Raw genomic sequence first — 22,537 nt, 5'->3', positions numbered from 1 at the left:
TTTATATACACCTTAAGATCCTAAGATAAAAGCAACAAATGACTTATCTTCTTTAAAGTTCCAATCAATAAAGATATCCTTGATAGTAGTATTGAATATATCATCAAATTTTCCATATCTATGGAAATAAGTTTTCTCTAATTCATCCTTTGTAATCTTAAGCTCCTCTGCAAACCCTTTCTTAATTAGTGATTTTTCAATTGGAATAAGAATTCCTTTCCTCTCGATTAAATAAAGAGATGATGAAAGAGGATACACATAAATTTGATCTGGAATTTTTTGCACCAATTGACTCAGTCGAGCAACCTCTGTTTCCAGCCTCTTGAAATCAACATTTTGGTCTGATGCACACTTTTCTACTTCATCATCCATAACAAATATAATCACTCCAGAGTTATTTGGGAAATTCCAATCATGATAACTTTCCTCAACATCACGATCAAATGTAATCTTTACTACTCCCTTTAATTCTTCAATAATATGGTTAATGATCACGGTTCTAGCTTTGTCCACCTGATTATTTTGTCCTTGTTGTATAAGGATCTCTTCCATTGGTGAAATAAAACCACGGATATATGTAACTAAATATTTACCACACAGTGTTGATTGACAGGATTGCGGCCCCTTGCCAAAATTCTTTCTTAGTAACTTACTTGTAAAGCTACTAATCATATTTAAAGTTTCTTGATCCATACCCTCACCTCTCTTCTATTCAATATCAACTTGTCTGTAGCTATGCTTTTTTGGCTCTGTAGGATTTAACATAAAAAGAATGACACTTTTATCTAAGTCAAAATCCCAATCCACAAACATTTCGATAATTTGTTTGTTGAGGGTAGCTTCTAATTGGCTGTTGTTATGTAAATACCCTTTCTCCAAATTCTGCTTAACTCGTTTTAAAAGATCACCATGACCAAGTCGAATGAGTTCCTTTTCAATTCTCACGAGGATTCCATTACGTATAATTACTAGAGTTCTTTCATTAATTTCACAGGAATAGATCTCTTCAGGTATCTTCTGTGCTTGCTTACTAATTTGAATAACCTCGTTATCAACCTTTTCCTTCCCAATATACTCCTCAACTAATACCTCTTTAGGTGTAAACGGTTCAGAACTAATACAAGTAACCATCCCAGATTTATTGTGTAAATTCCAGTCATAATAAACTTCCTGAATTTTTTTACTAGTAGATATCTCAATAAAAGCCCTCAGTTCAGGAATAAGTGTATCCATTAGTTTATCTCTCATTTGCATGATTGTCATGATCTGGTCTTGTTCCAACAAAACACGCTCAGAGGGGGTAAGAAAGTTTCTTAAGTAAATCGTGATAAATGTGTACCCTACTGAAGTATACACAGATTGTGGTCCCTTACCAAAGCTCTCTCGAAACATCTTACCAACATAGCCGCTTATATCCTTTTGAAGGCTTAATATCGCATTATCATCCATTATATTAGACTCCTCTCTCCTTCTTTATTTAATATCTAGTATGGACGAGTATTTCCTTTTCAATAAGAATACACCTTATAAAAAAACATACTGTGTTTTCCACAGTATGTCTCAATGTACAATAATAAGTTCTGTCAGTAAGCAACTTAAATAATCTAATTGATATTTTAATTGTAATCTAAAAGAGTGAGTGGCATCCATTCTCTCTAGAAAAATTTTGGCATCCTCAATATTCTTCAGCATTTCACAGATTAACTCCGTGAGTGATGCAACCATATTAATAAATAACTGTTTTTCAATAGGTTCCAGTTTCATCAAGACTGATGTTTGCTTCATAACATTAATAATATCTGAATGAGTATTTGCTATAGGAAGTATAACATTAGAAAGTTCTTTCTCCTGTTGACACACAATCTGCTTCATATCTCCAATAAGCTGAGTTACTTCATATAACATAACAGTTGTCATTTTGTTAATGGCTTTTAGAGATTGTAAATATTCGAAAGTATGCTGTTGATCCTGCTTTATCATGTTGAACGAGCCCCTATTCCTTCAAAAACTAACAAACATAAAAAAGCCAAAATAGCAAAAAGAAATATTCTTTTTGCTATTTTGGCTTATGTTTAGCTTATTTTTCTAAATCATTTCTACCAAGTATTTAAATTAGTTTATTTCTAGTTGATAAATATAGCACTTACCTTCATTTAAAAGAAAAAGCATTATTATCTTTTCTTCTTAATTTAATAATATAAAATATTCTAATGAAAGTAAATAATCTCTTCTATTGTAAATAAAAGAAAATATAGCTCCTATCATTTTTGTAGTCCCAAATCATAAATATATCTTCTACAACTGTAGTGAAAATTGATTCAAAAACCTCTTTTTGTTTAATAAAGGAGTTCTTAATATCATTGGAACGCTCGTGCAGCAACTCTATATGTCCTTTGCGATACAAAACTTTTTCAATTTGAATTAAAGGTTCTCGGCATTCTACAGCATACATATTTTGATTCATTCTAATGATTTCTACTCTACTTGGTACTTTATATATTTCCTCACTAACCGAGATTATTCCATTAAAAAGCTTCTCCCTGATTGTAGGAGGTACTGTTGTTTCAAGCCACTCTGTAGATTCACTATTCTCCAAAATCATTATTCCCGTGTTTTTTTCAAAATTCCAATCATCATAATAAGAATCAAAAGAAATACCAAGGCAATCATGTGCTTCTTTGGAGAACTCAAAGAATACTTCTTCCATAACAGCTGACCTGAATTTCTGTAATAAGCTTACATTGTTATTCTTCAACAAAACATCTTCAGCAGGAGTTATATATTTTTTTATAAAGATGACTAATCTGTTTGAATGCAATGTAACATAACATGTTTCTGGTCCTTTTCCAAACCTTCGCTTCAGCAGTTTACTTAATGTACTACTAAGAAGAAGGAGGTCTTCTTGGTAGTAATGATCAACATTTTTCATTTTATGTCCTCCTTAGGGTTATATTTAATCAATGCACAACAAACGGCTTATAAACATTGAATACAATTTATTCCATATAAACATAAAAAGGCCTAACTTCGATATAGAAGTTAGGCCATGGACAGACAGCTATTGTGAGATAGATTCTCCCATTTACCATTTCGGTTATTTATATAATTGTATGTAAGTTTGTAATGAATTTTTTAATCTAAACTAATAACAGCAAGAAATTAGTCTCATAAAGATTATCACTATTTTCTATACATTGCAACAGTTTCTATCTATTTAAGTTTTATACAACTCTATTTTCGGTACTATACTAAAATCTTAAGTGATCATGAAAAAAGATTTTTGAATAGAATTTCCCTTCCTTTGATATCTTAAAACCAAAGTTAAATTTTTGAGGTGATAAGATGGATAGACGTAATCAGAATTCAGAGGTAACTCCACATCAAGATGGAGAAAGAGAGTCAATTATAAATGATCCTTTAGCAACGGAAGGTTCTCAGATGGGGATAAAACTTGATGCAGATCCTGAATTCTCCCAAGAAACAAACCCTTTTGATCATGAAATAAAACGAGATCCTTCCATGGATACGTTTGAAAAACTTATGAGAGGGAAGAAAGTTGAAGAATAGAAAAGGAGGTTAATCTACATGACTGATTGGAATGAGCAAGCAGCTCCAAATAATAATACACCTGCCAATATACTTAGATCTCGTAATTTAAAACTTACAAAGCAAAACAAGTATAGAGCAAGTTCTTCTAAAAGTACTGCTAATAACGAAAAATAAGCTTGAGAGGCTGATTTAGCCCTCAAGCTATTTATTGTGCTTTTATAAATGCATAAATTTGATCTTTAGTTGGTATCGCTGATATTGCGCCTTTGCCAGTTGTAGTTAAAGCACCACTTGCATTGGCATAAGCAAGGATTTCTTTACTTTCTTCTTTTAGAAGAGAACTTATCTTAGTTACATTTACATTCTTCTCAAGTAGTTTGTAAAGAAAACCCCCAATAAAGGCATCCCCCGCCCCTGTTGTATCTTGAACAGAAACATTGTATCCAGGTGAATGAATGCAAAATTCCCCATTTACATAAAGGTCAGCTCCTTCTGATCCTTTTGTATAGATAACAGCTTTCACATCTCCAACAAATAATGATTGAATAGCCTCTTCTACATCTTTCACTCCTGTAATAAACTCTAATTCCTCATCTGAGATTTTGACAAGATGTGCATTGGGAAGAAAGTTCAAGATAGTCTTTCTACAGTCTTGGGGATCATCCCATAATGGTAGGCGTACATTTGGATCAAAGCTGATTAAAGCACCTTTTTCCTTAGCAGACATAATTGCTTTAGTATGAGCCTTTTTCATTGGACTTTCTACTAAATCAACTGAGCAAAAATGAAGGATATCTCCTTTATTAAAAATATCTCCATTAATCTCATCCTCGTTCAATAACAAATCTGCCGAGGGATTCCGGTAAAATGAAAAATCACGTTCTCCATCTTCCTTAAGAGATACAAATGCCAATGCAGTATTTGCTTCTTTTGTTCTAAGAACATGTTCGGTATTTACCCCAACATTGTTTAATGTTTCAATCAAAAAATCACCAAAAGCATCAACACCTAGTTTCGTAATCATCGAAGCGTTTCCACCTGACTTCGCAACAGTAGCTGCAACATTAGCAGGTGCTCCTCCTGGTGCTCTTTCGAATGAAACAACATCTTTTAATGCAATACCTTTCTGCTCCGGAATAAAATCAATTAGTACTTCTCCAATTGAAAATAATCTACCCATTTTTTCACCTTCTTTTATATGTATAAGTGCCGACTGTTTAAGTATATACCATAAAGATAATCCTAATAATAAAAAAGTTAATGTTTCTATCTTACACCTGATGAGCTTAAACATGTCATTAACAAGACTCCTTCTCATAGAAAAAAGCGCTGGAATAATCCAACGCCTTTACTTAAACCGGTACAGCTACAAAAAACTCATTATACAATGCTTGTACAGCACGTTTTTCTTGTGGTTCTTTCACACCAAACATCATGCTTACCTCTGAAGATCCTTGGTTAATCATTTCAATATTTACCCCTGCATCTGCAAGAGCTTTTGACGCTCGGGCAGTTGTACCAACATTGTGGCGCATACCTTCACCAACGACCATAATCAAAACAAGATCATGTTCAATAATAACCTCATCTGCATGTAATTCAGTCATAATTCGTTCCGTGATCTTTTCTTCAAGATTTTCATCCATTTGACCTTGCCTTAAAATAACTGTTACATCGTCTATACCAGACGGTACATGCTCATACGTTAAACCGTAATCCTCAAGAATTTGTAGAAGTTTGCGGCCAAACCCGATTTCACGATTCATTAAGTATTTACTAACATAAATGCTGCAAAAGCCTTTATCACTTGCAATACCAATAACCGGTCCATTTGTGTTTGATCTTTCATTCACAATTTTTGTTCCTGGAGCAGAAGGGTTATTTGTATTTTTAACATTTACTGGAATACCAGTACTCTAAATGCCGGGATTAGTGCCTCATCATGAAAAACAGAAAAACCAGCATAAGATAGCTCACGCATTTCTCGGTAAGTGAGCTCACTAATTTCCTTTGGATCTTGAACAATATTCGGATTAACAGAATACACGGCATCAACATCTGTAAAGTTTTCGTATAGATCTGCTTTAATTCCATTAGCTAGAATCGAGCCTGTAATATCTGAGCCACTTCTAGAGAATGTTAGTACCTCTCCTGTTTTGCTGTATCCAAAAAAGCCTGGGAATACAATAATTCCTTCTCTTTCACGAAGCTTATATAAATTTTCATATGATTCTGGTAATACTTGCGCATTACCTGGTTCATCCGATACAAGCAATCCCGCATCTTTCGGATTTACGTATTGTGCATTTAAACCACTATGTTGGAAATAAGCTGCAATTAGTTTTGCATTGTTATCCTCACCACTTGCCTTTACCGCATCTAGGTAGCTATCCGGCTTACTTTTATCTCCATCAAGTAAATTCTTCAAGTCCTTTGATATTGTATTGATAATGTCAGAAGAAATCGATAATTCTTTTACGATGCTTTCATATCTTTCAATAATTGTTTGAAAAACGGAGTCTGCATTTTCATTTGCTAAATGCTTTTCTGCACATTCAATTAGTAAATCTGTTACTTTAATGTCATCTGAATAACGTTTTCCAGGTGCAGATACAACAACCACCTTACGATCAGGATCTGATACGACAATATTCAATACTTTTTTTAGCTGTTCACCTGATGCTAAGGAAGAACCACCAAACTTAACGACCTTCATTTCCACAACTCCTACTATTTAAAATTTTCAGTCAAATTTTATTTTCCTATTATCTCTTTTTTTATCTAAATAATCAAGAGTTTTCTTCCTTATAAGGACAATTGTCTTTCTTACAAACACACAAATACCTATCTCACATATAAAGATCCTCTTAATTACTTGATTGCTCAACACAAAAAGGAGACCAAACACGTCTCCCTTTACTTTATTTTCTCGAGTATACATTTATACTATTATCATACAGAATTACAATACCTTACTTAAGAAAGCTTTTGTTCTTTCATGCTGTGGATCATTAAATAATGGCTCTGGCATATTTTCTTCTATAATATAACCACCGTCCATGAAAATTACACGATCACCAACCTCTTTTGCAAACCCCATTTCATGAGTAACAACGACCATTGTCATTCCTTCTCGAGCCAATTGCTTCATAACCTCAAGAACCTCTCCAACCATTTCTGGATCTAGGGCAGAAGTTGGCTCATCAAACAACATAATTTTTGGCTCCATAGCCAATGCCCTAGCAATCGCTACACGTTGTTTTTGACCACCTGACAAAGAATTTGGATAAGCATTAGCTTTTTCAGCTAATCCTACCTTTTGAAGGAGCTGTAATGCCTTTTCTTTTGCTAACTCCTCCTTCATTTTCTTTACTCTTATTGGTGCCATTGTAATATTTTCCATAACCGTTTTGTGGGGAAAAAGATTGAATTGCTGAAAAACCATGCCTACATCTTCACGAACCTTATTTATATCTGTTTTTTTATCCGTTAAATCAACACCATCTATCATAACTTGTCCGCCCGAAACCGATTCTAGCAAGTTAAGGCATCGTAAGAAGGTAGATTTTCCTGAACCAGAAGGACCTATTACAACAACCACTTCTTGAGGCTTAATTGTGACATTAATATCTTTCAGTACATGGTTTGCGCCAAATGATTTCTTTAATTTTTTTACAGTAATCATTCTGTCGTCAACCTTCTTTCAAGTATATTTAATAAGAAGCTAAGAGTTAAAGTTAAAATTAAGTAAATAACAGCCACTGTTAAGTATGGTTCCCATACACGATAATATTGAGATGACATTGCCCGACCCCAATACATAATCTCAGGGGCAGCAACAACTGCTGCAAGAGATGATTCTTTGATTAACACAATAAATTCATTTCCAAACGGAGGAATCATTCGCTTAAAAGCCTGTGGCAAAATAACATGTCTCATGGCTTGAACATGATTCATTCCTAATGAACGTGCTGCCTCCATTTGTCCTCGATCAATGGATTGAATTCCACCTCTAAATATCTCAGCTATATATGCAGCAGCATTTAATGAAAGTGCAATAATTGCAGCAGCAATTCCATTTGTTTCACCCGTGAAAAATGGTACTACCCCAAAATGAACTAATAGTATTTGAACAAAAAGTGGCGTTCCACGGAAAAAGGTAATGTACCATTTAAAAGGAAGCGCTAGCAATTTGTTATTCAACATTTTACCTAAGCCAATCGCAAGTCCAAGAACAGTTCCCAGGAGAATACCAGCTAAAGACAAGCCAATAGTTAACAATGTTCCCTTTAATAAAAATGGACCATATTCAGCGATTATATCAAAACGAAAATCCATATTTTTCTTCCTCCCCTATAAAGGCAAAAATTGCGTATCACCTTTAATAAGGTGGTACGCAATAATTTTTGACCTTTATTGCTGTGCCTTTAAGTTTTCAATATCAGGATCTGAACCGAACCATTCGTTATAGATTTCAGCATATTTCCCACTGTCTAACACTTTGTTAATGGCTTCATCAAACTCAGCTTTAAGTTCACTACCTTTAGGGAACATTAACCCATAGTATTCAGAAGCAAAGCTATCTGCATCTTCAACAACTGTTAGTTTTTGGTCTGGATTATTTTTCACATATTCCTCAACAACTGTATTGTCTGCAACTACTGCGTCAGCACCACCGCTAGTAAGCTCCATAATCGCTAAGTTATTATTTTCAAATTGTTTCATGTTTTTATTGTTTTTCCCCATAATTCCTTCAACTGCTTCTTGACCAGTTGTTCCTGCTTGAACAGCTACCACTTTACCTTCTAAGTCTGCAGCAGATGCAATGTCACTGCCTTCAGGAACTAAGATTTTATTTGTTGATAAAAAGTACGGTACAGAGAAGTCATATGTTTGTTTACGATCATCGTTTATTGTAATAGCAGAAATACCAAAATCTGCAATTTCATCTTTAATCTCAACGAACAAAGGATCCCATCCAACATGTTCAATTTCAATTTCATAACCTGCTTCTTCAGCTACTGCTTCTATAAAATCAACATCAAATCCAATAATTTCCCCTTTATCTTGATACTCAAATGGTGCATATGCAGCATCAGTAACAACTCTTAACGTTTTCTTTTCTTCCGTTTCACCAGCTTCGCTTCCTTCACCACTAGTTGTTTCCTGACTAGTCCCACAAGCTGCTAACAAAAACATAAATGAAAGCATAAGGACAGATACAAATAACCCTTTTTTCATTTTAGCTCCCCCTTATTTCTCTTAATCTCTTAACTATTTAAATGACTATGTAAGATACATAGTTTTGTAGCATTTATAATATATATGCATGTATGAAGTATATCAGTATATGTATTTAAATACAATACTTCGCATAAAAATCTTTTATTAGAATAGGTTCTATTTTCAAAATTCTTATAGCATACTACTATTTCTCCCTTTAATTTTAAGATCAAATAAAATAATGTCAATTCCTTTGTGAGATATTATGACAAAAAAAGATATCAGCTTTATGAAAAACGATTTATAAATTCACTTATAATTATACAGTTGAAAGGGTGCCTGTCACCACCCGATATTTGTAGAAGGATGATGATTGAAGATGTTCAGTGCCAATAACAAAAAGGTTACTGAAAGCTCCAGTAACCTTTTTACATTCTTATTTTTGTTTATAGTAAGTTAGTCCAAGGGCAAATGCAAGAACGGTTCCCTTTACAATATCCATTGCAAAATAAGGAACTGACATCATCACAAGACCATTTTGGAGGATTCCAATTAAAACAGCTCCGACAAATGTTCCAAATGCATTTGGCTTTCCTGCTCCTAAAACGGAGAATCCGATAAATGCTGCCGCAACAGAGTCCATTAAGTAGGGAGCACCAGCATTTATTTCAGCAGTCATGACCCTTGAAGCCAAAACAATACCACCTATTGCTGCAAAAAGAGCTGAAAGAAGATAGGCTACAACTTTATATTTGTTAACAGGTATTCCTGACAATCTCGCAGCTTCAATATTTCCGCCAATCACATACATATAGCGGCCATGTTTTGTATAGGTAAGAAAAACATGTACCACAACAACTACAATGACCATGATGATAATAATCCATGGTACTTGTCCAATCTTTTCAAAAACAGGACTGATCATACCTGTAGCAAAGGTCCCATCAGGCATAACCATGTTTTGCGACACAGTCGCACCTTTTGTATACGTTAGTGCAATACCTTGAATAATAAACATAGTGGCCAGCGTAAGTAACATATCTGGCACCTTGATTTTTACGATAATAAATGAGTTTAAAACACCAACTAATAATGATGCAATAATAGCAGAAAGTATGGCAATAACTGTGTTCTGCGAAAACCAAACAAACATTGAAATAACTATTGCATTTGATAAAGAAGCAACAGATCCCACAGATAAATCAAACCCATTGACAGAAAGAGAAATCGTGATACCAATAGCAATGATTGTCACAATGGATATGGACCTTAAGATATTAATTATGTTATTTCCTTGAATAAATGCTGGGTTAGATGCAGCAAAAACAGCTATTAAAATAAATATTGTTAAAATGGTTCCATACTTATATAAAAATTGAAAAAGATCAAATGATTTCTTTGAATTGGTTGATTGTACAGGATTTACATCTGCCATCCTAGTTGCCTCCTGTTGAATAATATAATAGTTCTTCTTCATTCGTTGCATCTGTTTCTAATTCCTTAGCGATTTGACCATCATATAGGACGTATAATCTGTTTGTAATACCTATAATCTCAGCCAATTCAGAAGATGCATAAATAATTGCTTTCCCTCTACTCGCAAGCTCACTGATCAGGTCAAAAATATCTTTTTTAGCACCAACATCAACACCCTTAGTTGGTTCATCAAAAATATAGACATCCGCATCGGTTATCAGCCATTTACCTATTGCGATTTTTTGTTGATTACCTCCAGATAAATTTTGCACTTTCGTTTCCTCTGAAGGTGTTTTAATCCCTAAACTTTTTATTAACTCAACCGCCTTTTGCTTTTCTGCTTTTCGATTCAAAAAGCTAAAAGGCTTGGTAAATGCTCCTAGATTCGCTGCAGTTAAATTGGTCACTACAGATTCTTGAACAAGAATCCCTTCTTTTCGCCTTTCCTCTGGTACTAAGGCAATCCCAGACTTTACAGCTTGGTATGGGTTGGAAATTGACAATTTCTTTCCTTTAAGTTTTAACTCACCAGATTTCACTTTTGTCTCTCCAAATAATGCCTTGCACAATTCTGTCTTCCCCGCACCTACAAGACCTGCAATCCCTACAATCTCACCATGACAAATCTGTAATGAAACAGAATTCAACTTTTCAGAATCACTTAAATTATTTACTTCAAAAAGCAAATCTCCCGGATGAATTGCTTTTTGAGGAAATTGCTCCTCTAACTCTTTTCCTAGCATGCTTTCCACTACTCGATTAGGTGTTGTTTCACTTATCTTTTCGTGAGTTACAAGTTTTCCGTTTCTCATAATTGTAATGTCATCACATATTTCAAAAATTTCAGGAAGACGATGTGATATAAAGATAATCCCAACATTCTTTTCTTTTAGTTCACGAACAATACGGAACAATTCCACTGTTTCAGAGTGACTTAATGGTGCAGTTGGTTCATCTAAAATTAAAAATTTGCAATCCGAAGAAACTGTTCTTGCAATTAGAACCATTTGCTTCTCAGCCAAAGTTAATTCACTAACAAGTTTCGTGGAAGATACTTTTATATTCAAGCTGTTTAATATAGTTGTTGCATGCTCATGCAGCTTTTTCCATTTAATAAATTGTCTCTTTCCCATTTCATTCACAGTCTTTGTAAGCATAATATTTTCTCCAACTGTTAAATAAGGAATAAGGGCAGTGTCGACTTCTTGATGGACAATTTGTATACCATTTTTTTGTGCATCTTTAGGTGACTTGATGATCGTTTTGGTCTGGTCAACTGAGATTTCCCCGGTATAGTGAGTATAAGCACCTGATAGCACCTTCATTAGTGTTGATTTTCCAGCACCGTTCGCACCAATTAAAGCATGTGTAGTTCCACTTTTCATAATAAAGTCAACCTCATCTAATGCTTTTACACCAGGAAATTCTATTGAAATTTTTTTCATTTCTAATACTGAGTGATTCATCAATTTGCCTCCTTTCTACTAATTTACACTTCTATGGGATTTAATGTATGTGAGGTAATCAGAGGAAAACGAACACTCTCATAACCTTAGAGAGTGTTCGTTAAGTCTAAAGCATTATTTCTTATAATATTCTTTTAACGTTTTCATCCACTCTTCTTCAAATGCAGTAGATTGGCCCCAGCCTTCCACAGTATCTGCCAGATTCACCATATTAATTGGCTCACTTGACTGTAACAATGCTTCCTGTGAAATAAGAGAAGCTTCAAGATTATACGCTTCTGGTGTTTCTTCTCCCGCAAGCTTTTTCGCTAACAATCTCATATCAACTGCACCAATTAACTTCGGATCAACAGCTGCTGTGTACTTCCAAGAACTTTCTTCATTTTGCATTTCTTGAAGATCTGCATTTGAAACATCAATTCCATAAATCTTAATTTCATCTCTTCCAGCTTCTTTAATCGCACGCGCTGCACCTATTGCAAAAGCATCCCATGTTGCAAAAATCGCATCAATTTCACCTTTTGGATGTTTGTTCAACATTGCCGCCACAGCATTTTGTGTTTGAACAGATGTATCTGCTGCTGCAACTCCAAAGCGTTCAACTTCTTTAATACCTGAATTGTTAGCAAGAATATCTTGGTATACTGCGTTTCTTCTCACCATTGGTGGGAATCCGTCAACCCATAGATAAACAATGTTTGCTTCCCCGTTTGTATCTTGAACTAATTGATCTAACGCGAGCTTTGCTAACGCCTCATCATCTTGTGAAGTTAATGTTACCCCTCCAATTTCAGCTAACCCTTCATTTGAATCAAATGTAACAACACTTTTTCCTGCATCAACAAGCTTTTGAACAGCATCAACAGTTGCTTCATCATCTCCATGTGAAATGATAAAACCGTCATAGTCTTCCTCTAAGCCTGGGCAATAGCATCATGGAATTTAGCTGTATCACCGTTTGCGGTAAATACATCAACTGTAAATCCTAACGCTTCTCCTTCTTCTTTAGCTCCTGCTAAAAATTGAGCTGTATGATCATCTCCACCGATTTTACGGATAACTTTGATTTTAGCACCTTCACCATTTGCAAAACGTTCAGGTACATTATCTAATGATACTTCTGGATTTCCTTTAGCTTGAGTTGATTCAGCTGTTTCTCCATTATTTGAAGAACAACCTGTCACAAGTAACGTCAGCACAATAGTCAAAAGAAATGCTGCATTAAAAAATCTGTTTTTCATCGTTGCATTGCCCCCTTATTTTCTATAAAACTTTTTAATTATGTCTAGTAATACTAGGCAACAAAAAAACCTCTCTAAAGATAGAGAGGTTTCACCACAATTTTAGGAGTCTCCTCTCTTATCTTTCAAAGCTTTAAAAGCTTTGCAGGATTTAGCACCAATTCTAATTGAACGGTTGCCGGGCGTCATCGGGCCAGTCCCTCTGCCACTCTTGATAAGAGATCTTTTTATGCGATTAAGTAAAATAAACAATAAATATACTTTAATACTCTACAGGATAGATGTCAATCATTAATTGAATATTTCTAATAGTTATTATAAAAAATCAATTGGATCAATTTCATAATGTATCATTTGTTACCAAAAAACGTATAAATTTCACATTTAATAATGTTCTTATCCGTGTATTATTTTTTATTAACATGTTCAAAATGAAGAAAGATGTTCGTTTTTTGACTTAAGAGTCATAATTGAAATTAACTCAATTATATACATTTGATACCTGCAAGTGTCTTAAGCGTTTATTAATTTCTGATTCAAATGTTACTTTTGTTGCTAAATAGTCAAAAATGCCACTATCAATAAGGAGTTTCGTATTTTCAGAGCTTCTAATTCCATCTGAGGTTTTCTGTATATACTCTCCGATTCCCTTTATTAATTCAACAAGATATTTTGTATCTAATTCTTCTAATTTATAATCTTCTCTCCTAGAAATTGTTCTGGCTGTATAATCAATTAAAACTCTTTCATATGTAAAAAAATTAATGACTTTCCAATCCTCTTTAGATAATGCCATTCTACTAATCTCCTTATTTTTATACCTGTTATCATTATAAAAACAAGAGGATTCTAAAATAAACATTTTTCCTTCGTAAAATTCAGACATAGTCTACACTTTATCGACAAAACTATTATTTTGGATCAAATTTAGAAAAAGGTAAGCATCTGCTAAGCTTACCTCAAAAAAACTATTTTCTTTTCTGTGCCTTCATTTTGTTGTTTTCCAATTCTGCCGCATATTCCTCTTGTGATTTTCCTTGTTTTTGGCTTTCTGATTGAATCTTTCTAAATTTATTATCATTTAAATTGGGCATATTCCTTTCACCTCCTGTAGACTCCGTTATTTTATACAAAAAGGGCCAATCTATTCGCTTGAACAATGTTTCATCATGAAGTTTGTATACAGACTGAGAAAATCTGTCATGATATATACTATTACCAGAAAAATGACCAAGTAAATTAACCTTTTTCAATTCTATTGGTATAATGACAAATAGGACTTATTTATACATATAAAAGAAAGGTTTGATCTGATTTGGAACAAAACTCCTCAAACTTTATTAAGAGCATTATTAAAGAGGATCTTGAAACGGGAAAACGAGACTATGTATACACTCGATTCCCACCAGAGCCGAATGGATATCTACATATTGGTCATGCAAAATCAATTGTCATAAATTTTGGATTGGCAGATGAATTTAACGGGAAAACAAATTTGCGTTTTGACGATACGAACCCTTTAAAAGAAGATACAGAATTTGTTGAATCCATAAAAGAAGATGTTGCATGGCTTGGCTATGAATGGGACGGCATGTTTTTTGCTTCAGATTACTTTGAGGAAATGTACAATCGTGCTGTTCTTCTTATTAACAAAGGTAAAGCATACGTTGATGACTTAACTGCAGATGAAATAAGAGAATATCGTGGAACATTAACGGCACCTGGTAAGGAAAGTCCTTACCGCAACCGCTCGATTGAAGAAAATTTAGATCTATTTGACCGCATGCGCAAGGGTGAGTTTGGCAACGGTGAAAAAGTACTTCGCGCCAAGATTGATATGTCTTCACCAAATATTAATTTGCGTGATCCTGTTATTTATCGTGTGTCACATGCTACACATCATAATACTGGTGATGCTTGGTGTATCTATCCGATGTATGCTTTTGCTCATCCATTAGAAGATGCTATCGAAGGAATTACACACTCACTTTGTACAACTGAATTTGAAGATCAACGCCCTCTTTATAACTGGGTTATTGAAGAGTGTGAAATGGAGCATAAGCCACAGCAGATCGAATTTGGCCGCCTTGGCATTACAAATACTGTGATGAGTAAGCGTAAGTTAAAGCAGCTTGTTGACGAAAAATTTGTTGATGGTTGGGATGATCCTCGTATGCCAACCATTTCTGGCCTACGTAGAAAAGGCTACACTCCTAAAGCAATCCGTGAATTTGTAAAAGAAACGGGTGTTTCAAAAGGTGTTGCAACGGTTGATGAAGCGATGCTTGAACATTTTGTTCGAGAAGATTTAAAGCTACAGTCACCACGTACAATGGGTGTTTTAAAGCCACTAAAGGTGGTCATTACTAACTACCCTGAAGATCAAGTAGAAATGCTTGATGCAGAAATTAATCCTGAGGTTCCTGAAATGGGAACAAGACAAATCCCATTTTCACGTGAAATCTATATTGAACAAGAAGATTTTATGGAGGATCCTCCTAAAAAATATTTCCGCTTGTTCCCAGGAAATGAAGTTCGCCTTAAGCATGCCTACTTTATTAAATGTGAAGATGTTATCAAAGATGAGGATGGTAACATTGTAGAAATCCATTGTACCTACGATCCTGAAACAAAGAGTGGAACTGGGTTTACAGGTCGTAAAGTAAAAGGAACTCTTCACTGGGTGGATGCAAAGCATTCATTACCGGCCGAGTTTCGCTTATACGAACCACTTATCCTTGATAAAGATAAAGAAGAAACTGAGGTTCAAGAAGATCCATCAGAGGAAAAAACATTCCTCGATTATGTGAATCAACAATCTCTTGAGGTGTTACAAGGTTTCATAGAGCCAAATATGAAAGATGTTCAACCACATGATAAGTTTCAGTTTTTCCGTCACGGCTATTTTAATGTGGATCCGAAACATACTTCTGAAGAAAAAGCTGTGTTTAACCGAATTGTTTCTTTAAAGAGTTCATTTAAGTTGAAGTAAAATAAAAAGGCTGACCCCTAAAGTCAGCCTTTTTTATTTATTTAAAGGAAGATCTAATACAAAGATTGTTCCATCCACAGAACTCTCCTGAATAAAGATCATTCCCTGATGATTTTCCACAATTCTCTTAACAATCATCAATCCTAGACCTGTTCCATTATCTTTTGAGCTTACAAACGGCTCAAATATTGTTTTTTGTAAATCCAATGGAATTCCAGATCCACTATCCTTTAGATAAATTCGATATGAACTTTCTGTTAGCTCCGAATATATATGAATAACACCTTTACCACACATTGCTTCAATACTATTCCGAATAAGATTATGAAAAACCTGCTTTATCTGTTTTGGATCAACGGACAGTTGAATTGGATGTAGGTCAATGATAAATTCAATATCTTCAGAAGATTGGATGATAAGAGGTAAAAATTCTTCCATAATATGTTGAAGATAAATGTTTTTTCTTATTGGTGCACCTGGCTTAGAAAGAAGAAGCATTTCCTCAATAATACTGTTTATTCGTTCAATCTCTTTCATAATTAGCGGCATATGATACTGATCTTTCACCTTTTCCGAAAACGACTGGTTCATTAATGATAAAAATCCATGTACAACTGCTAAAGGATTTCGAATTTCATGTGCAGCACCAGCAGCAATTTCTCCAACTGCAGCTAATTTCTCAGATTGATTCATTCTTTTTTCCAACTCTTCAGTTTCAGTAATATCAACGAAGTTTTTAACTCTGCCTATAATCTTTTGTTGTTGATTCAGCATTTCTGCTTGTGAAACAAGCAGCAGCTTCGTTCCTTCACTCGTGATAAAAGGAACCTTCGTATGTTTATAAACCGTTTTTGAAGATAGTATCTCCCAAAAAGACTTATTTTTCATATCACCTTGTGTGAGAAAAATCTGTTTAAGCTGTTGCTCGTCCATACCTAATATTTTCGTTGCAGTCTTATTGACTGATATTTCGGTAGAAGTGTCATTTATTGTAATAATTCCAACAGGTAATGAATTTAGTATTTGCTCCCTGTATAATTTATCGTTGAGAATTGTGTTAAAGGAATCCTTCAACTTTATAGACATTTGATTAATCGAATTTGTAAGCTGTTCAAATTCAGCTTGTTCTGAAGAGTTCAAAGTTAATCCCATATTGACCATTGGCAATACGATCTACTTTGTTTATCATTGATTCTACAGGCTTTGTTAGGTTTAAACTTATTCGATAAGCAGCAATGATGGATAAGCAAATAGCCACTATCGTAACAAAGATTAATAACCATAATGAGCTTTTGATAATCGTCGAAAACTCATTAGAATGACCATCTAATTTAGAATAAGTATCTTCCTTAGCCTTCTTAATCTCTTCTTTTAGTAAATTGTATTGTGGTAAATAGTTCGATTCAATAAATTCTTTTGCTCCATTTTGATCATGATAATCTAACAAACCTTGCACATTATTAACAATCATAAAATCTAGTAATTCCATTCTCTTATTTATATTATTAAGAGAACTTGGGATTTTTGGAGAACTATAACCAGATTCACTTTCTTCTATGTTTTCAAACGATTGATACTTAACGGCGAGCTCACAACACTTGTTTTCTTCCAAGAAATCGTTGACCACTATTCCCTTAACACTTAACTCTTCATCCCACTTTGAAAGCCAATACAGTTCAGGGATATTCTTCTGTTTTATTTTGTTACTAACTTGATTTACCTCATCAATAGATTGAACAAGAATTAGTGAAAAGCCACATAACACAAAGGTTAGTATGAGGAGGGTTGAGAGAATTTTTGTACGAAAAGACATATTCATTAAAAATTTCTTCAACACAACCCCTCCCCTCAGATTTTAAGGAAAAACTAGCTTTCCTTTCTCATACTTTTCCATCTCTTTTTTAATCATTTCTTTTTCTTCTTCAGTCAACATCGGCCCAAAGGGAGCTAAGCCATATACACCATGATTTGCCCCTAACATCACTTTACCATGTGGTATTCCATCTTCACTGAAATAATCTTCCATAATCGCAACATACGCTTGTGAAACATCATTCAAAACACTCGTTACGACATGATCTTTCCCCATATATGATTGATCATCAAGATAACCTATCACATGAATATCTTCTTTTTTAGCCAAATTTATAATTTCTCTATTATAAGAGTTTCCTTTGCTGTAGACCACGTCAACGCCCTCATTAATTAATTCACGAAAGATTTGCACTGCTTTTTCTCCGTCGTCACGGCTATCCACATATCGATAGTAAAACATTGCTTCTGGCTTGTAATACTTTAATCCAGTTTCAAATTCGGGATTTTTTTCTCTAGCATCAAAAGCATCTATTAAAGCAATTTTGTTACTTTTTGTGACTACACTAGAAGCTAAAGCAGCAAAATATTCAATTTCTCCCTGGTCAAAAGTATAGACAGATTGATTAGGATATTTTGAATCTCCATGTATCGTTATAAAGTGGATGTCTGGATTTTGTTCAGCAACCTCCGTAAAAACATCTGAAAACTCACGACCATGTCCGATAATTAGCTTTGATCCCTCTTTTATTGCTGTTTCAATCGTTTTTTTCATGCGTTTTTCTGTATCTATCTCACTATAAAGTGTTACATCAACAGGAAACATCTCTTCAATCTTCAGTTTTCCTTTATACGCCAAACTTCCCCAACTTTGGTCTACGAGAACATCAGATGTAATAATAGATACTTTTGTGTTGCCAACAAAATAATTTGCAGCAGCGTCAGAAATAATTCCCTTTGTTTTATATAAAATAGTCCCTATAATGACGATTCCAACAATCAATGTTATTATGCCTATCAACCTTAGTTGTTTCGATTGTTGCATTGTATACCTCTCCCCTAAAGATACATTCTCAATATATCATTATAGCGAACATTTGTGTTATACGCTAGAAATTTATCTAAAAAATCTACATATTTCGACAAAATTCTTTATCTCCTAACTACTAGTATCACTTTCACTAAAACTTTTATTTTTTTGAAAAGCTTGTCCGCTAGTTATTCTTTAATAAGAACAAGAAAACCTCAGTGCTGGATATCCACTGAGGCGTTTCTTATTCTATAAATACTGCTCTGTTAACCAATTTCCCAACTCTATTTTTAGTTGTGAATGAATAGGGTCTTTTGCTTCTTGTTTGTATTGCTTCATTAAATTTAAAACTGTTTTTTCTCCTTTAAACTCCTTTAGCATATGATCCATATTCTTTATAACAACAGCCTTTGCATTAGGTTTTTCTAGTTGGTTAATTCTGTTTAAATCATTGTAGTCCGCCTGAACATCTTTATCACCAGTTATGGCTAAGATCGGATACTCACACTCACCTAATATTTCCACTATTTCTTCACTTGAATATGCAAAATGCTCTCTAAACCACCTAGCAGGAGTTTTTTTCAGTTTATATCTTATTGTATCTCCTTCTGACATCGTCATTTTCTGAAAGAGATCGTCTAACTGTTTTCTTAATTTTTCTTCCGTTAATAGTAATCTTAACATCATTCCTTTTAATCCTTTTAACTTTTGTATTTCATCAAGAATAATAAGATTTTGATATATCATTGGTTCTTTTAAACTGGATGCAGCTCCTGCTATTAATACCATTCCACCAACGTGGACTTCTTGCTGTGCAATTGTTGCTAAAATACACCCTTCACTGTGTCCGAGCAAAATTATTTTTGTTGGATCAACTTTTGGATGAGCTTTTAAGAATTGAACCATCCCTCTAACATCTTTAACTAAATCCATCATTCCTGACTTAATTGGATCTCCATCACTTTCACCAACAGATCTTTTATCATATCTTAGGGAAATAAATCCTAGCTGTGTTAAATAATGTGCCAAATCTTTATATAAATTCGATTCTATTGCAGGCTTTTTCATGTTTCCATCACGATCAGCTCCTCCAGAGCCATTTATTATTACAATCGCTGGATATTTCTCTTCGCTTGATTCTGGAATAGCTAAAGTACCTCTTAAAGTAACATCAGTTGCCACACTAAAATTTTCCTCATATATAGAAAGCATCTCTTTTCGCTCCCTTAATTTTTTTATTTTTATTATTAATAATGATAACATTAATTTAATAAAAAGTCTCCCTTATTTTTCTATATTTTTAATCCTCATCTTTTACATCTATATCTTCTGGTATTGGTTCTTTTAAGTATTCTTCAATTAGAGCTTTATATTTTTCCAGCTGCTCAAAATGTGTTTTAAATTGATCTTTATTGATTAAATATTGTTCACCATCAAAAAGGGCTCTTATCTTCTTTTCAGCTATCAGATTTTCAATTTGATCTTCAGACAATGAGAGATACTCAGCTGTTTCCTTTAATGTTAAGTACATATAATCAATCATCCTCATTCATTTATAGTTGATACAATCTTAAAGAATTATTATCAACTATTCAATATAAATATTTTTTATTATCTATAGACAAAATGATCATCATCACATAAAATACGATTAATCATATGCAAATACTCAGAAAAGCATAAATACTCTTTCATTTTACATAAATCCACGTTGTAATTCCGACTAAACTCATATGATTAGTATATATTCATTAGAACTGGAGGGTAAATAATGAGAAAACTACTTATCTTTGCGATCGTCGGTTTTTTTGCACAATTAATTGATGGTGCTCTTGGAATGGCTTATGGACTAACATCAACTTCACTTTTATTAGCTTTTGGGGTCGCACCTGCAGTGGCATCAGCATCCATTCATATGTCTGAAATCGCTACAACTGCTGTTTCAGGTATATCTCATTATAAGTTTGGAAATGTAGATAAAAAAATGGTCATAACTTTAATGATTCCTGGAGCAATCAGTGCTTTTATCGGTGCTGCATTTTTAAGTAGCCTTCCGGGTCATCTAATCAAACCTTATATTTCAATCTTCTTAATGATTATGGGGATTTATGTATTAAGTCGATTTCTATTCAAGTGGAACCCAAAACAGGAGAAGCAAAAAACATCCGCATGGTATTTAATTCCTCTTGGTGCTATTGCTGGCTTCTTTGATTCTGTAGGAGGTGGCGGTTGGGGTCCAATAAACACCCCCGCATTATTATCTAGAAAAGGAGCCATTCCTAGCAAAGTGATTGGGACTGTAGATACTAGTGAATTTGCTGTTACTACTGCCTCCACTTTGGGTTTTATCATTTTTCTAGGCTGGGAACAATTTAACTATGTGTGGGTTGCTGCTTTTGTAATTGGAGGTGTGATCGCTGCACCTATCGCAGCCTGGCTAGTCCGTATTATCCCTGCATACTTACTAGGAGTGGTTGTAGGTGGGTTTATCATCTTAACAAATCTCAATACAGTATTAGATATATTTGGCGCTTCAGGTAACCTAAAGCTTGTCATTTATTCGATTCTTTTCATTGCTTGGATAGTAGCTATCGTGCGGAGTTTTCAAAGAAATAGTCGTTTAGAAAAATTACACAACGTAACTTAGAATTTACTCTTAAATAAAATCTAAAAGGCATTTTTAACTGTAATTAAAGTCGGGTTGATTTCAACTGAAATCAACCCAACTTTAATTTAGAAAGTTAAAACTCTAAGATACAAGCAAAAGCATTAAAGGAACTGTTATGATGCTTAATACAGTTGTCACCAATGTACTAAATGACACAAAATCCGGATCAGTATTAAATTGTAAAGCAAACATCGTTGTATTCGCAGCAGTAGGCATGGCAGAAAGTACAATTAATATCTTCTCTAATTGTCCTTCTATTGGAAGGAACATAACAATAATACAGGCTAATATAGGCGATATCACAACTCTCAAGATAATAATCCCACTAATACTTTTTAATTTGACAGCTGAGCGGCTTAGCGATGCTAATTGCATACCCAATACAAGCATAATGGTTGGAATAGTTGCATCTGCTATCATATCAACAGATCTCATTAGAAATTCAGGAACCTTAAAAGTACTTAGTTGTACAATTATCCCTATTAGTGCTCCATAAAGAATCGGCATCTTAACAATTCTCATCAATGAATCCTTCATACCACTTGTTTCCACACTGCCTTTCGCAGCATAGTAGAGGCCAATTGTATTCATCAATATCGATTGAATAACCATCATAATCACTGCATAATCAAAGCCTACACTTCCAAAAGCAAACAAAATGATCGGTGTTCCATAGTTCCCGCTATTCATAAATACACCTGATAAAATCACAGCAGATGTTTTCGTTTGTCCTAACTTTCTTAGCCTCGATACGGTTAATACTATAAGTAACAAACTAAAGCAAAGCGAAAGACAAAACAAGAGAATATAAAGGTATTCCATTGTTAGCTCATTTGTATAAAATGTTCGAAATGCTAAAAAAGGGTACATTAAATAGAGGGCCGTAACCGAAACAGACTTGCGGTCAATTTTTATCTTTTTTTGCCCAATATATCCTATTGCTAGAATAATAAAGGCCGGCAACACTACCAAGATAAACTCCATATAAATCTTCACCATACTTTATACAGTATCTATTTTAATACCTTGAACATCGTTTTTTTAAAAAATAGAAAGCATTGGGAGAACGTCCCAATGCTT

22 protein-coding genes, 2 pseudogenes and 1 riboswitch are annotated in these 22,537 nt (G+C 34.1%); of the genes and pseudogenes, 4 read left to right on the top strand and 20 right to left on the bottom strand.

The window, feature by feature from the left end; all coding sequences use genetic code 11:
* Nucleotides 1-12: 12 nt before the first annotated feature.
* The 4 genes from MVE64_RS15815 to MVE64_RS15800 form a co-directional block, all read right to left on the bottom strand.
* Nucleotides 13-693, bottom strand: a complete 681-nt coding sequence (locus tag MVE64_RS15815; protein ID WP_247339451.1) for a Na-translocating system protein MpsC family protein — start codon at nt 691-693, stop codon at nt 13-15.
* A gap of 15 nt (nt 694-708) precedes the next feature.
* Nucleotides 709-1,449: a Na-translocating system protein MpsC family protein gene (locus MVE64_RS15810; protein ID WP_247339449.1), complete on the bottom strand. Its 741-nt coding sequence runs from the start codon at nt 1,447-1,449 to the stop codon at nt 709-711.
* A 111-nt stretch (nt 1,450-1,560) separates the two neighbouring features.
* On the bottom strand, nt 1,561-1,980 hold the full coding sequence (locus MVE64_RS15805) for a hypothetical protein (RefSeq protein ID WP_247339444.1): 420 nt from the start codon (nt 1,978-1,980) through the stop codon (nt 1,561-1,563).
* A 250-nt stretch (nt 1,981-2,230) separates the two neighbouring features.
* Nucleotides 2,231-2,929, bottom strand: coding sequence for a Na-translocating system protein MpsC family protein (locus MVE64_RS15800; RefSeq protein WP_247339442.1), 699 nt, complete (start codon nt 2,927-2,929; stop codon nt 2,231-2,233).
* 413 nt (nt 2,930-3,342) lie between these two features.
* Here MVE64_RS15800 and MVE64_RS15795 point away from each other — a divergent pair, with 413 nt between their 5' ends.
* Both MVE64_RS15795 and MVE64_RS15790 read left to right on the top strand, forming a co-directional pair.
* Nucleotides 3,343-3,567, top strand: coding sequence for a hypothetical protein (locus tag MVE64_RS15795; protein WP_247339441.1), 225 nt, complete (start codon nt 3,343-3,345; stop codon nt 3,565-3,567).
* Nucleotides 3,568-3,585: 18 nt separating this feature from the next.
* Complete coding sequence (locus tag MVE64_RS15790; RefSeq protein ID WP_247339440.1) at nt 3,586-3,723, top strand: hypothetical protein; 138 nt, start codon at nt 3,586-3,588, stop codon at nt 3,721-3,723.
* 31 nt (nt 3,724-3,754) lie between these two features.
* Here MVE64_RS15790 and MVE64_RS15785 read toward each other — a convergent pair whose 3' ends face one another.
* The 10 genes and pseudogenes from MVE64_RS15785 to MVE64_RS27415 all read right to left on the bottom strand — a co-directional run bounded on the left by MVE64_RS15785 (nt 3,755) and on the right by MVE64_RS27415 (nt 14,049).
* Entirely contained in the window at nt 3,755-4,729 is a 975-nt protein-coding gene (locus MVE64_RS15785) for a carbohydrate kinase family protein (protein ID WP_247339438.1), read from the bottom strand.
* A 172-nt stretch (nt 4,730-4,901) separates the two neighbouring features.
* Nucleotides 4,902-6,265, bottom strand: a pseudogene (locus MVE64_RS15780) (aspartate kinase).
* 246 nt (nt 6,266-6,511) lie between these two features.
* On the bottom strand, nt 6,512-7,234 hold the full coding sequence (locus MVE64_RS15775; protein ID WP_212138082.1) for an amino acid ABC transporter ATP-binding protein: 723 nt from the start codon (nt 7,232-7,234) through the stop codon (nt 6,512-6,514).
* The gene (locus tag MVE64_RS15770; RefSeq protein ID WP_212138083.1) at nt 7,231-7,887 is read right to left on the bottom strand and encodes an amino acid ABC transporter permease; all 657 of its coding nucleotides are present in this window, start codon (nt 7,885-7,887) and stop codon (nt 7,231-7,233) included. The genes MVE64_RS15775 and MVE64_RS15770 overlap by 4 nt, the downstream gene beginning before the upstream one ends.
* 75 nt (nt 7,888-7,962) lie before the next feature.
* A complete protein-coding gene (locus MVE64_RS15765; RefSeq protein WP_247339436.1) occupies nt 7,963-8,790 on the bottom strand; it encodes a basic amino acid ABC transporter substrate-binding protein in 828 nt (275 codons plus the stop codon).
* A 418-nt stretch (nt 8,791-9,208) separates the two neighbouring features.
* Nucleotides 9,209-10,207: an ABC transporter permease gene (locus MVE64_RS15760; protein ID WP_247339435.1), complete on the bottom strand. Its 999-nt coding sequence runs from the start codon at nt 10,205-10,207 to the stop codon at nt 9,209-9,211.
* A gap of 1 nt (nt 10,208) precedes the next feature.
* Nucleotides 10,209-11,714: a sugar ABC transporter ATP-binding protein gene (locus MVE64_RS15755; RefSeq protein ID WP_247339433.1), complete on the bottom strand. Its 1,506-nt coding sequence runs from the start codon at nt 11,712-11,714 to the stop codon at nt 10,209-10,211.
* Between the two features lie 114 nt (nt 11,715-11,828).
* Nucleotides 11,829-12,955: pseudogene (locus tag MVE64_RS15750) on the bottom strand (sugar ABC transporter substrate-binding protein).
* 115 nt (nt 12,956-13,070) lie between these two features.
* A riboswitch (SAM riboswitch) is annotated at nt 13,071-13,176 on the bottom strand.
* A 260-nt stretch (nt 13,177-13,436) separates the two neighbouring features.
* Nucleotides 13,437-13,751, bottom strand: coding sequence for a hypothetical protein (locus tag MVE64_RS15745; protein WP_231308893.1), 315 nt, complete (start codon nt 13,749-13,751; stop codon nt 13,437-13,439).
* Nucleotides 13,752-13,923: 172 nt separating this feature from the next.
* Nucleotides 13,924-14,049, bottom strand: coding sequence for a hypothetical protein (locus MVE64_RS27415; RefSeq protein WP_255301632.1), 126 nt, complete (start codon nt 14,047-14,049; stop codon nt 13,924-13,926).
* 221 nt (nt 14,050-14,270) lie between these two features.
* Here MVE64_RS27415 and MVE64_RS15740 point away from each other — a divergent pair, with 221 nt between their 5' ends.
* Nucleotides 14,271-15,947 carry a glutamine--tRNA ligase/YqeY domain fusion protein gene (locus MVE64_RS15740; RefSeq protein WP_098797798.1) on the top strand — a complete coding sequence of 559 codons (1,677 nt, stop codon included), beginning with the start codon at nt 14,271-14,273 and terminating at the stop codon, nt 15,945-15,947.
* Nucleotides 15,948-15,980: 33 nt separating this feature from the next.
* On the opposite strand, the gene MVE64_RS15735 is transcribed toward MVE64_RS15740, so the two are convergent.
* The 5 genes from MVE64_RS15735 to MVE64_RS15715 form a co-directional block, all read right to left on the bottom strand.
* Complete coding sequence (locus MVE64_RS15735) at nt 15,981-17,087, bottom strand: two-component system sensor histidine kinase NtrB (RefSeq protein WP_247339431.1); 1,107 nt, start codon at nt 17,085-17,087, stop codon at nt 15,981-15,983.
* Nucleotides 17,065-17,781 (bottom strand): HAMP domain-containing protein, encoded by a 717-nt coding sequence (locus tag MVE64_RS15730; RefSeq protein ID WP_247339429.1) that lies wholly within the window; start codon nt 17,779-17,781, stop codon nt 17,065-17,067. Before MVE64_RS15730 ends, MVE64_RS15735 begins: the two co-directional genes overlap by 23 nt.
* 21 nt (nt 17,782-17,802) lie before the next feature.
* Nucleotides 17,803-18,804 carry a BMP family ABC transporter substrate-binding protein gene (locus MVE64_RS15725; RefSeq protein ID WP_247339427.1) on the bottom strand — a complete coding sequence of 334 codons (1,002 nt, stop codon included), beginning with the start codon at nt 18,802-18,804 and terminating at the stop codon, nt 17,803-17,805.
* Nucleotides 18,805-19,038: 234 nt separating this feature from the next.
* Nucleotides 19,039-20,001 carry an alpha/beta hydrolase gene (locus tag MVE64_RS15720; protein ID WP_247339424.1) on the bottom strand — a complete coding sequence of 321 codons (963 nt, stop codon included), beginning with the start codon at nt 19,999-20,001 and terminating at the stop codon, nt 19,039-19,041.
* A gap of 88 nt (nt 20,002-20,089) precedes the next feature.
* Complete coding sequence (locus MVE64_RS15715; RefSeq protein WP_247339423.1) at nt 20,090-20,320, bottom strand: excisionase family DNA-binding protein; 231 nt, start codon at nt 20,318-20,320, stop codon at nt 20,090-20,092.
* A gap of 240 nt (nt 20,321-20,560) precedes the next feature.
* Between MVE64_RS15715 and MVE64_RS15710 the strand changes: the two genes are divergently transcribed.
* A complete protein-coding gene (locus MVE64_RS15710; RefSeq protein WP_247339422.1) occupies nt 20,561-21,436 on the top strand; it encodes a sulfite exporter TauE/SafE family protein in 876 nt (291 codons plus the stop codon).
* 102 nt (nt 21,437-21,538) lie between these two features.
* Here the strand turns inward: MVE64_RS15710 and MVE64_RS15705 are convergent, their stop codons facing one another.
* Nucleotides 21,539-22,441 carry an AEC family transporter gene (locus MVE64_RS15705; RefSeq protein WP_247339417.1) on the bottom strand — a complete coding sequence of 301 codons (903 nt, stop codon included), beginning with the start codon at nt 22,439-22,441 and terminating at the stop codon, nt 21,539-21,541.
* Nucleotides 22,442-22,537 lie beyond the last annotated feature (96 nt).

It is taken from the genome of Metabacillus endolithicus (genome assembly GCF_023078335.1).
Taxonomy (GTDB): Bacteria; Bacillota; Bacilli; order Bacillales; family Bacillaceae; genus Metabacillus; species Metabacillus endolithicus.
This window is presented reverse-complemented; position numbering and strand designations above follow the sequence as displayed.

Excerpts from the sequence above, each read along its gene's own strand:
- MVE64_RS15815 (WP_247339451.1), bottom strand. The coding sequence starts at position 693 with ATGGATCAAGAAACTTTAAATATGATTAGTAGCTTTACAAGTAAGTTA.
- MVE64_RS15810 (WP_247339449.1), bottom strand. The coding sequence starts at position 1,449 with ATGGATGATAATGCGATATTAAGCCTTCAAAAGGATATAAGCGGCTAT.
- MVE64_RS15805 (WP_247339444.1), bottom strand. The coding sequence starts at position 1,980 with ATGATAAAGCAGGATCAACAGCATACTTTCGAATATTTACAATCTCTA.
- MVE64_RS15800 (WP_247339442.1), bottom strand. The coding sequence starts at position 2,929 with ATGAAAAATGTTGATCATTACTACCAAGAAGACCTCCTTCTTCTTAGT.
- MVE64_RS15795 (WP_247339441.1), top strand. The coding sequence starts at position 3,343 with ATGGATAGACGTAATCAGAATTCAGAGGTAACTCCACATCAAGATGGA.
- MVE64_RS15790 (WP_247339440.1), top strand. The coding sequence starts at position 3,586 with ATGACTGATTGGAATGAGCAAGCAGCTCCAAATAATAATACACCTGCC.
- MVE64_RS15785 (WP_247339438.1), bottom strand. The coding sequence starts at position 4,729 with ATGGGTAGATTATTTTCAATTGGAGAAGTACTAATTGATTTTATTCCG.
- MVE64_RS15775 (WP_212138082.1), bottom strand. The coding sequence starts at position 7,234 with ATGATTACTGTAAAAAAATTAAAGAAATCATTTGGCGCAAACCATGTA.
- MVE64_RS15770 (WP_212138083.1), bottom strand. The coding sequence starts at position 7,887 with ATGGATTTTCGTTTTGATATAATCGCTGAATATGGTCCATTTTTATTA.
- MVE64_RS15765 (WP_247339436.1), bottom strand. The coding sequence starts at position 8,790 with ATGAAAAAAGGGTTATTTGTATCTGTCCTTATGCTTTCATTTATGTTT.
- MVE64_RS15760 (WP_247339435.1), bottom strand. The coding sequence starts at position 10,207 with ATGGCAGATGTAAATCCTGTACAATCAACCAATTCAAAGAAATCATTT.
- MVE64_RS15755 (WP_247339433.1), bottom strand. The coding sequence starts at position 11,714 with ATGAATCACTCAGTATTAGAAATGAAAAAAATTTCAATAGAATTTCCT.
- MVE64_RS15745 (WP_231308893.1), bottom strand. The coding sequence starts at position 13,751 with ATGGCATTATCTAAAGAGGATTGGAAAGTCATTAATTTTTTTACATAT.
- MVE64_RS27415 (WP_255301632.1), bottom strand. The coding sequence starts at position 14,049 with ATGCCCAATTTAAATGATAATAAATTTAGAAAGATTCAATCAGAAAGC.
- MVE64_RS15725 (WP_247339427.1), bottom strand. The coding sequence starts at position 18,804 with ATGCAACAATCGAAACAACTAAGGTTGATAGGCATAATAACATTGATT.
- MVE64_RS15720 (WP_247339424.1), bottom strand. The coding sequence starts at position 20,001 with ATGCTTTCTATATATGAGGAAAATTTTAGTGTGGCAACTGATGTTACT.
- MVE64_RS15715 (WP_247339423.1), bottom strand. The coding sequence starts at position 20,320 with ATGTACTTAACATTAAAGGAAACAGCTGAGTATCTCTCATTGTCTGAA.
- MVE64_RS15710 (WP_247339422.1), top strand. The coding sequence starts at position 20,561 with ATGAGAAAACTACTTATCTTTGCGATCGTCGGTTTTTTTGCACAATTA.
- MVE64_RS15705 (WP_247339417.1), bottom strand. The coding sequence starts at position 22,441 with ATGGAGTTTATCTTGGTAGTGTTGCCGGCCTTTATTATTCTAGCAATA.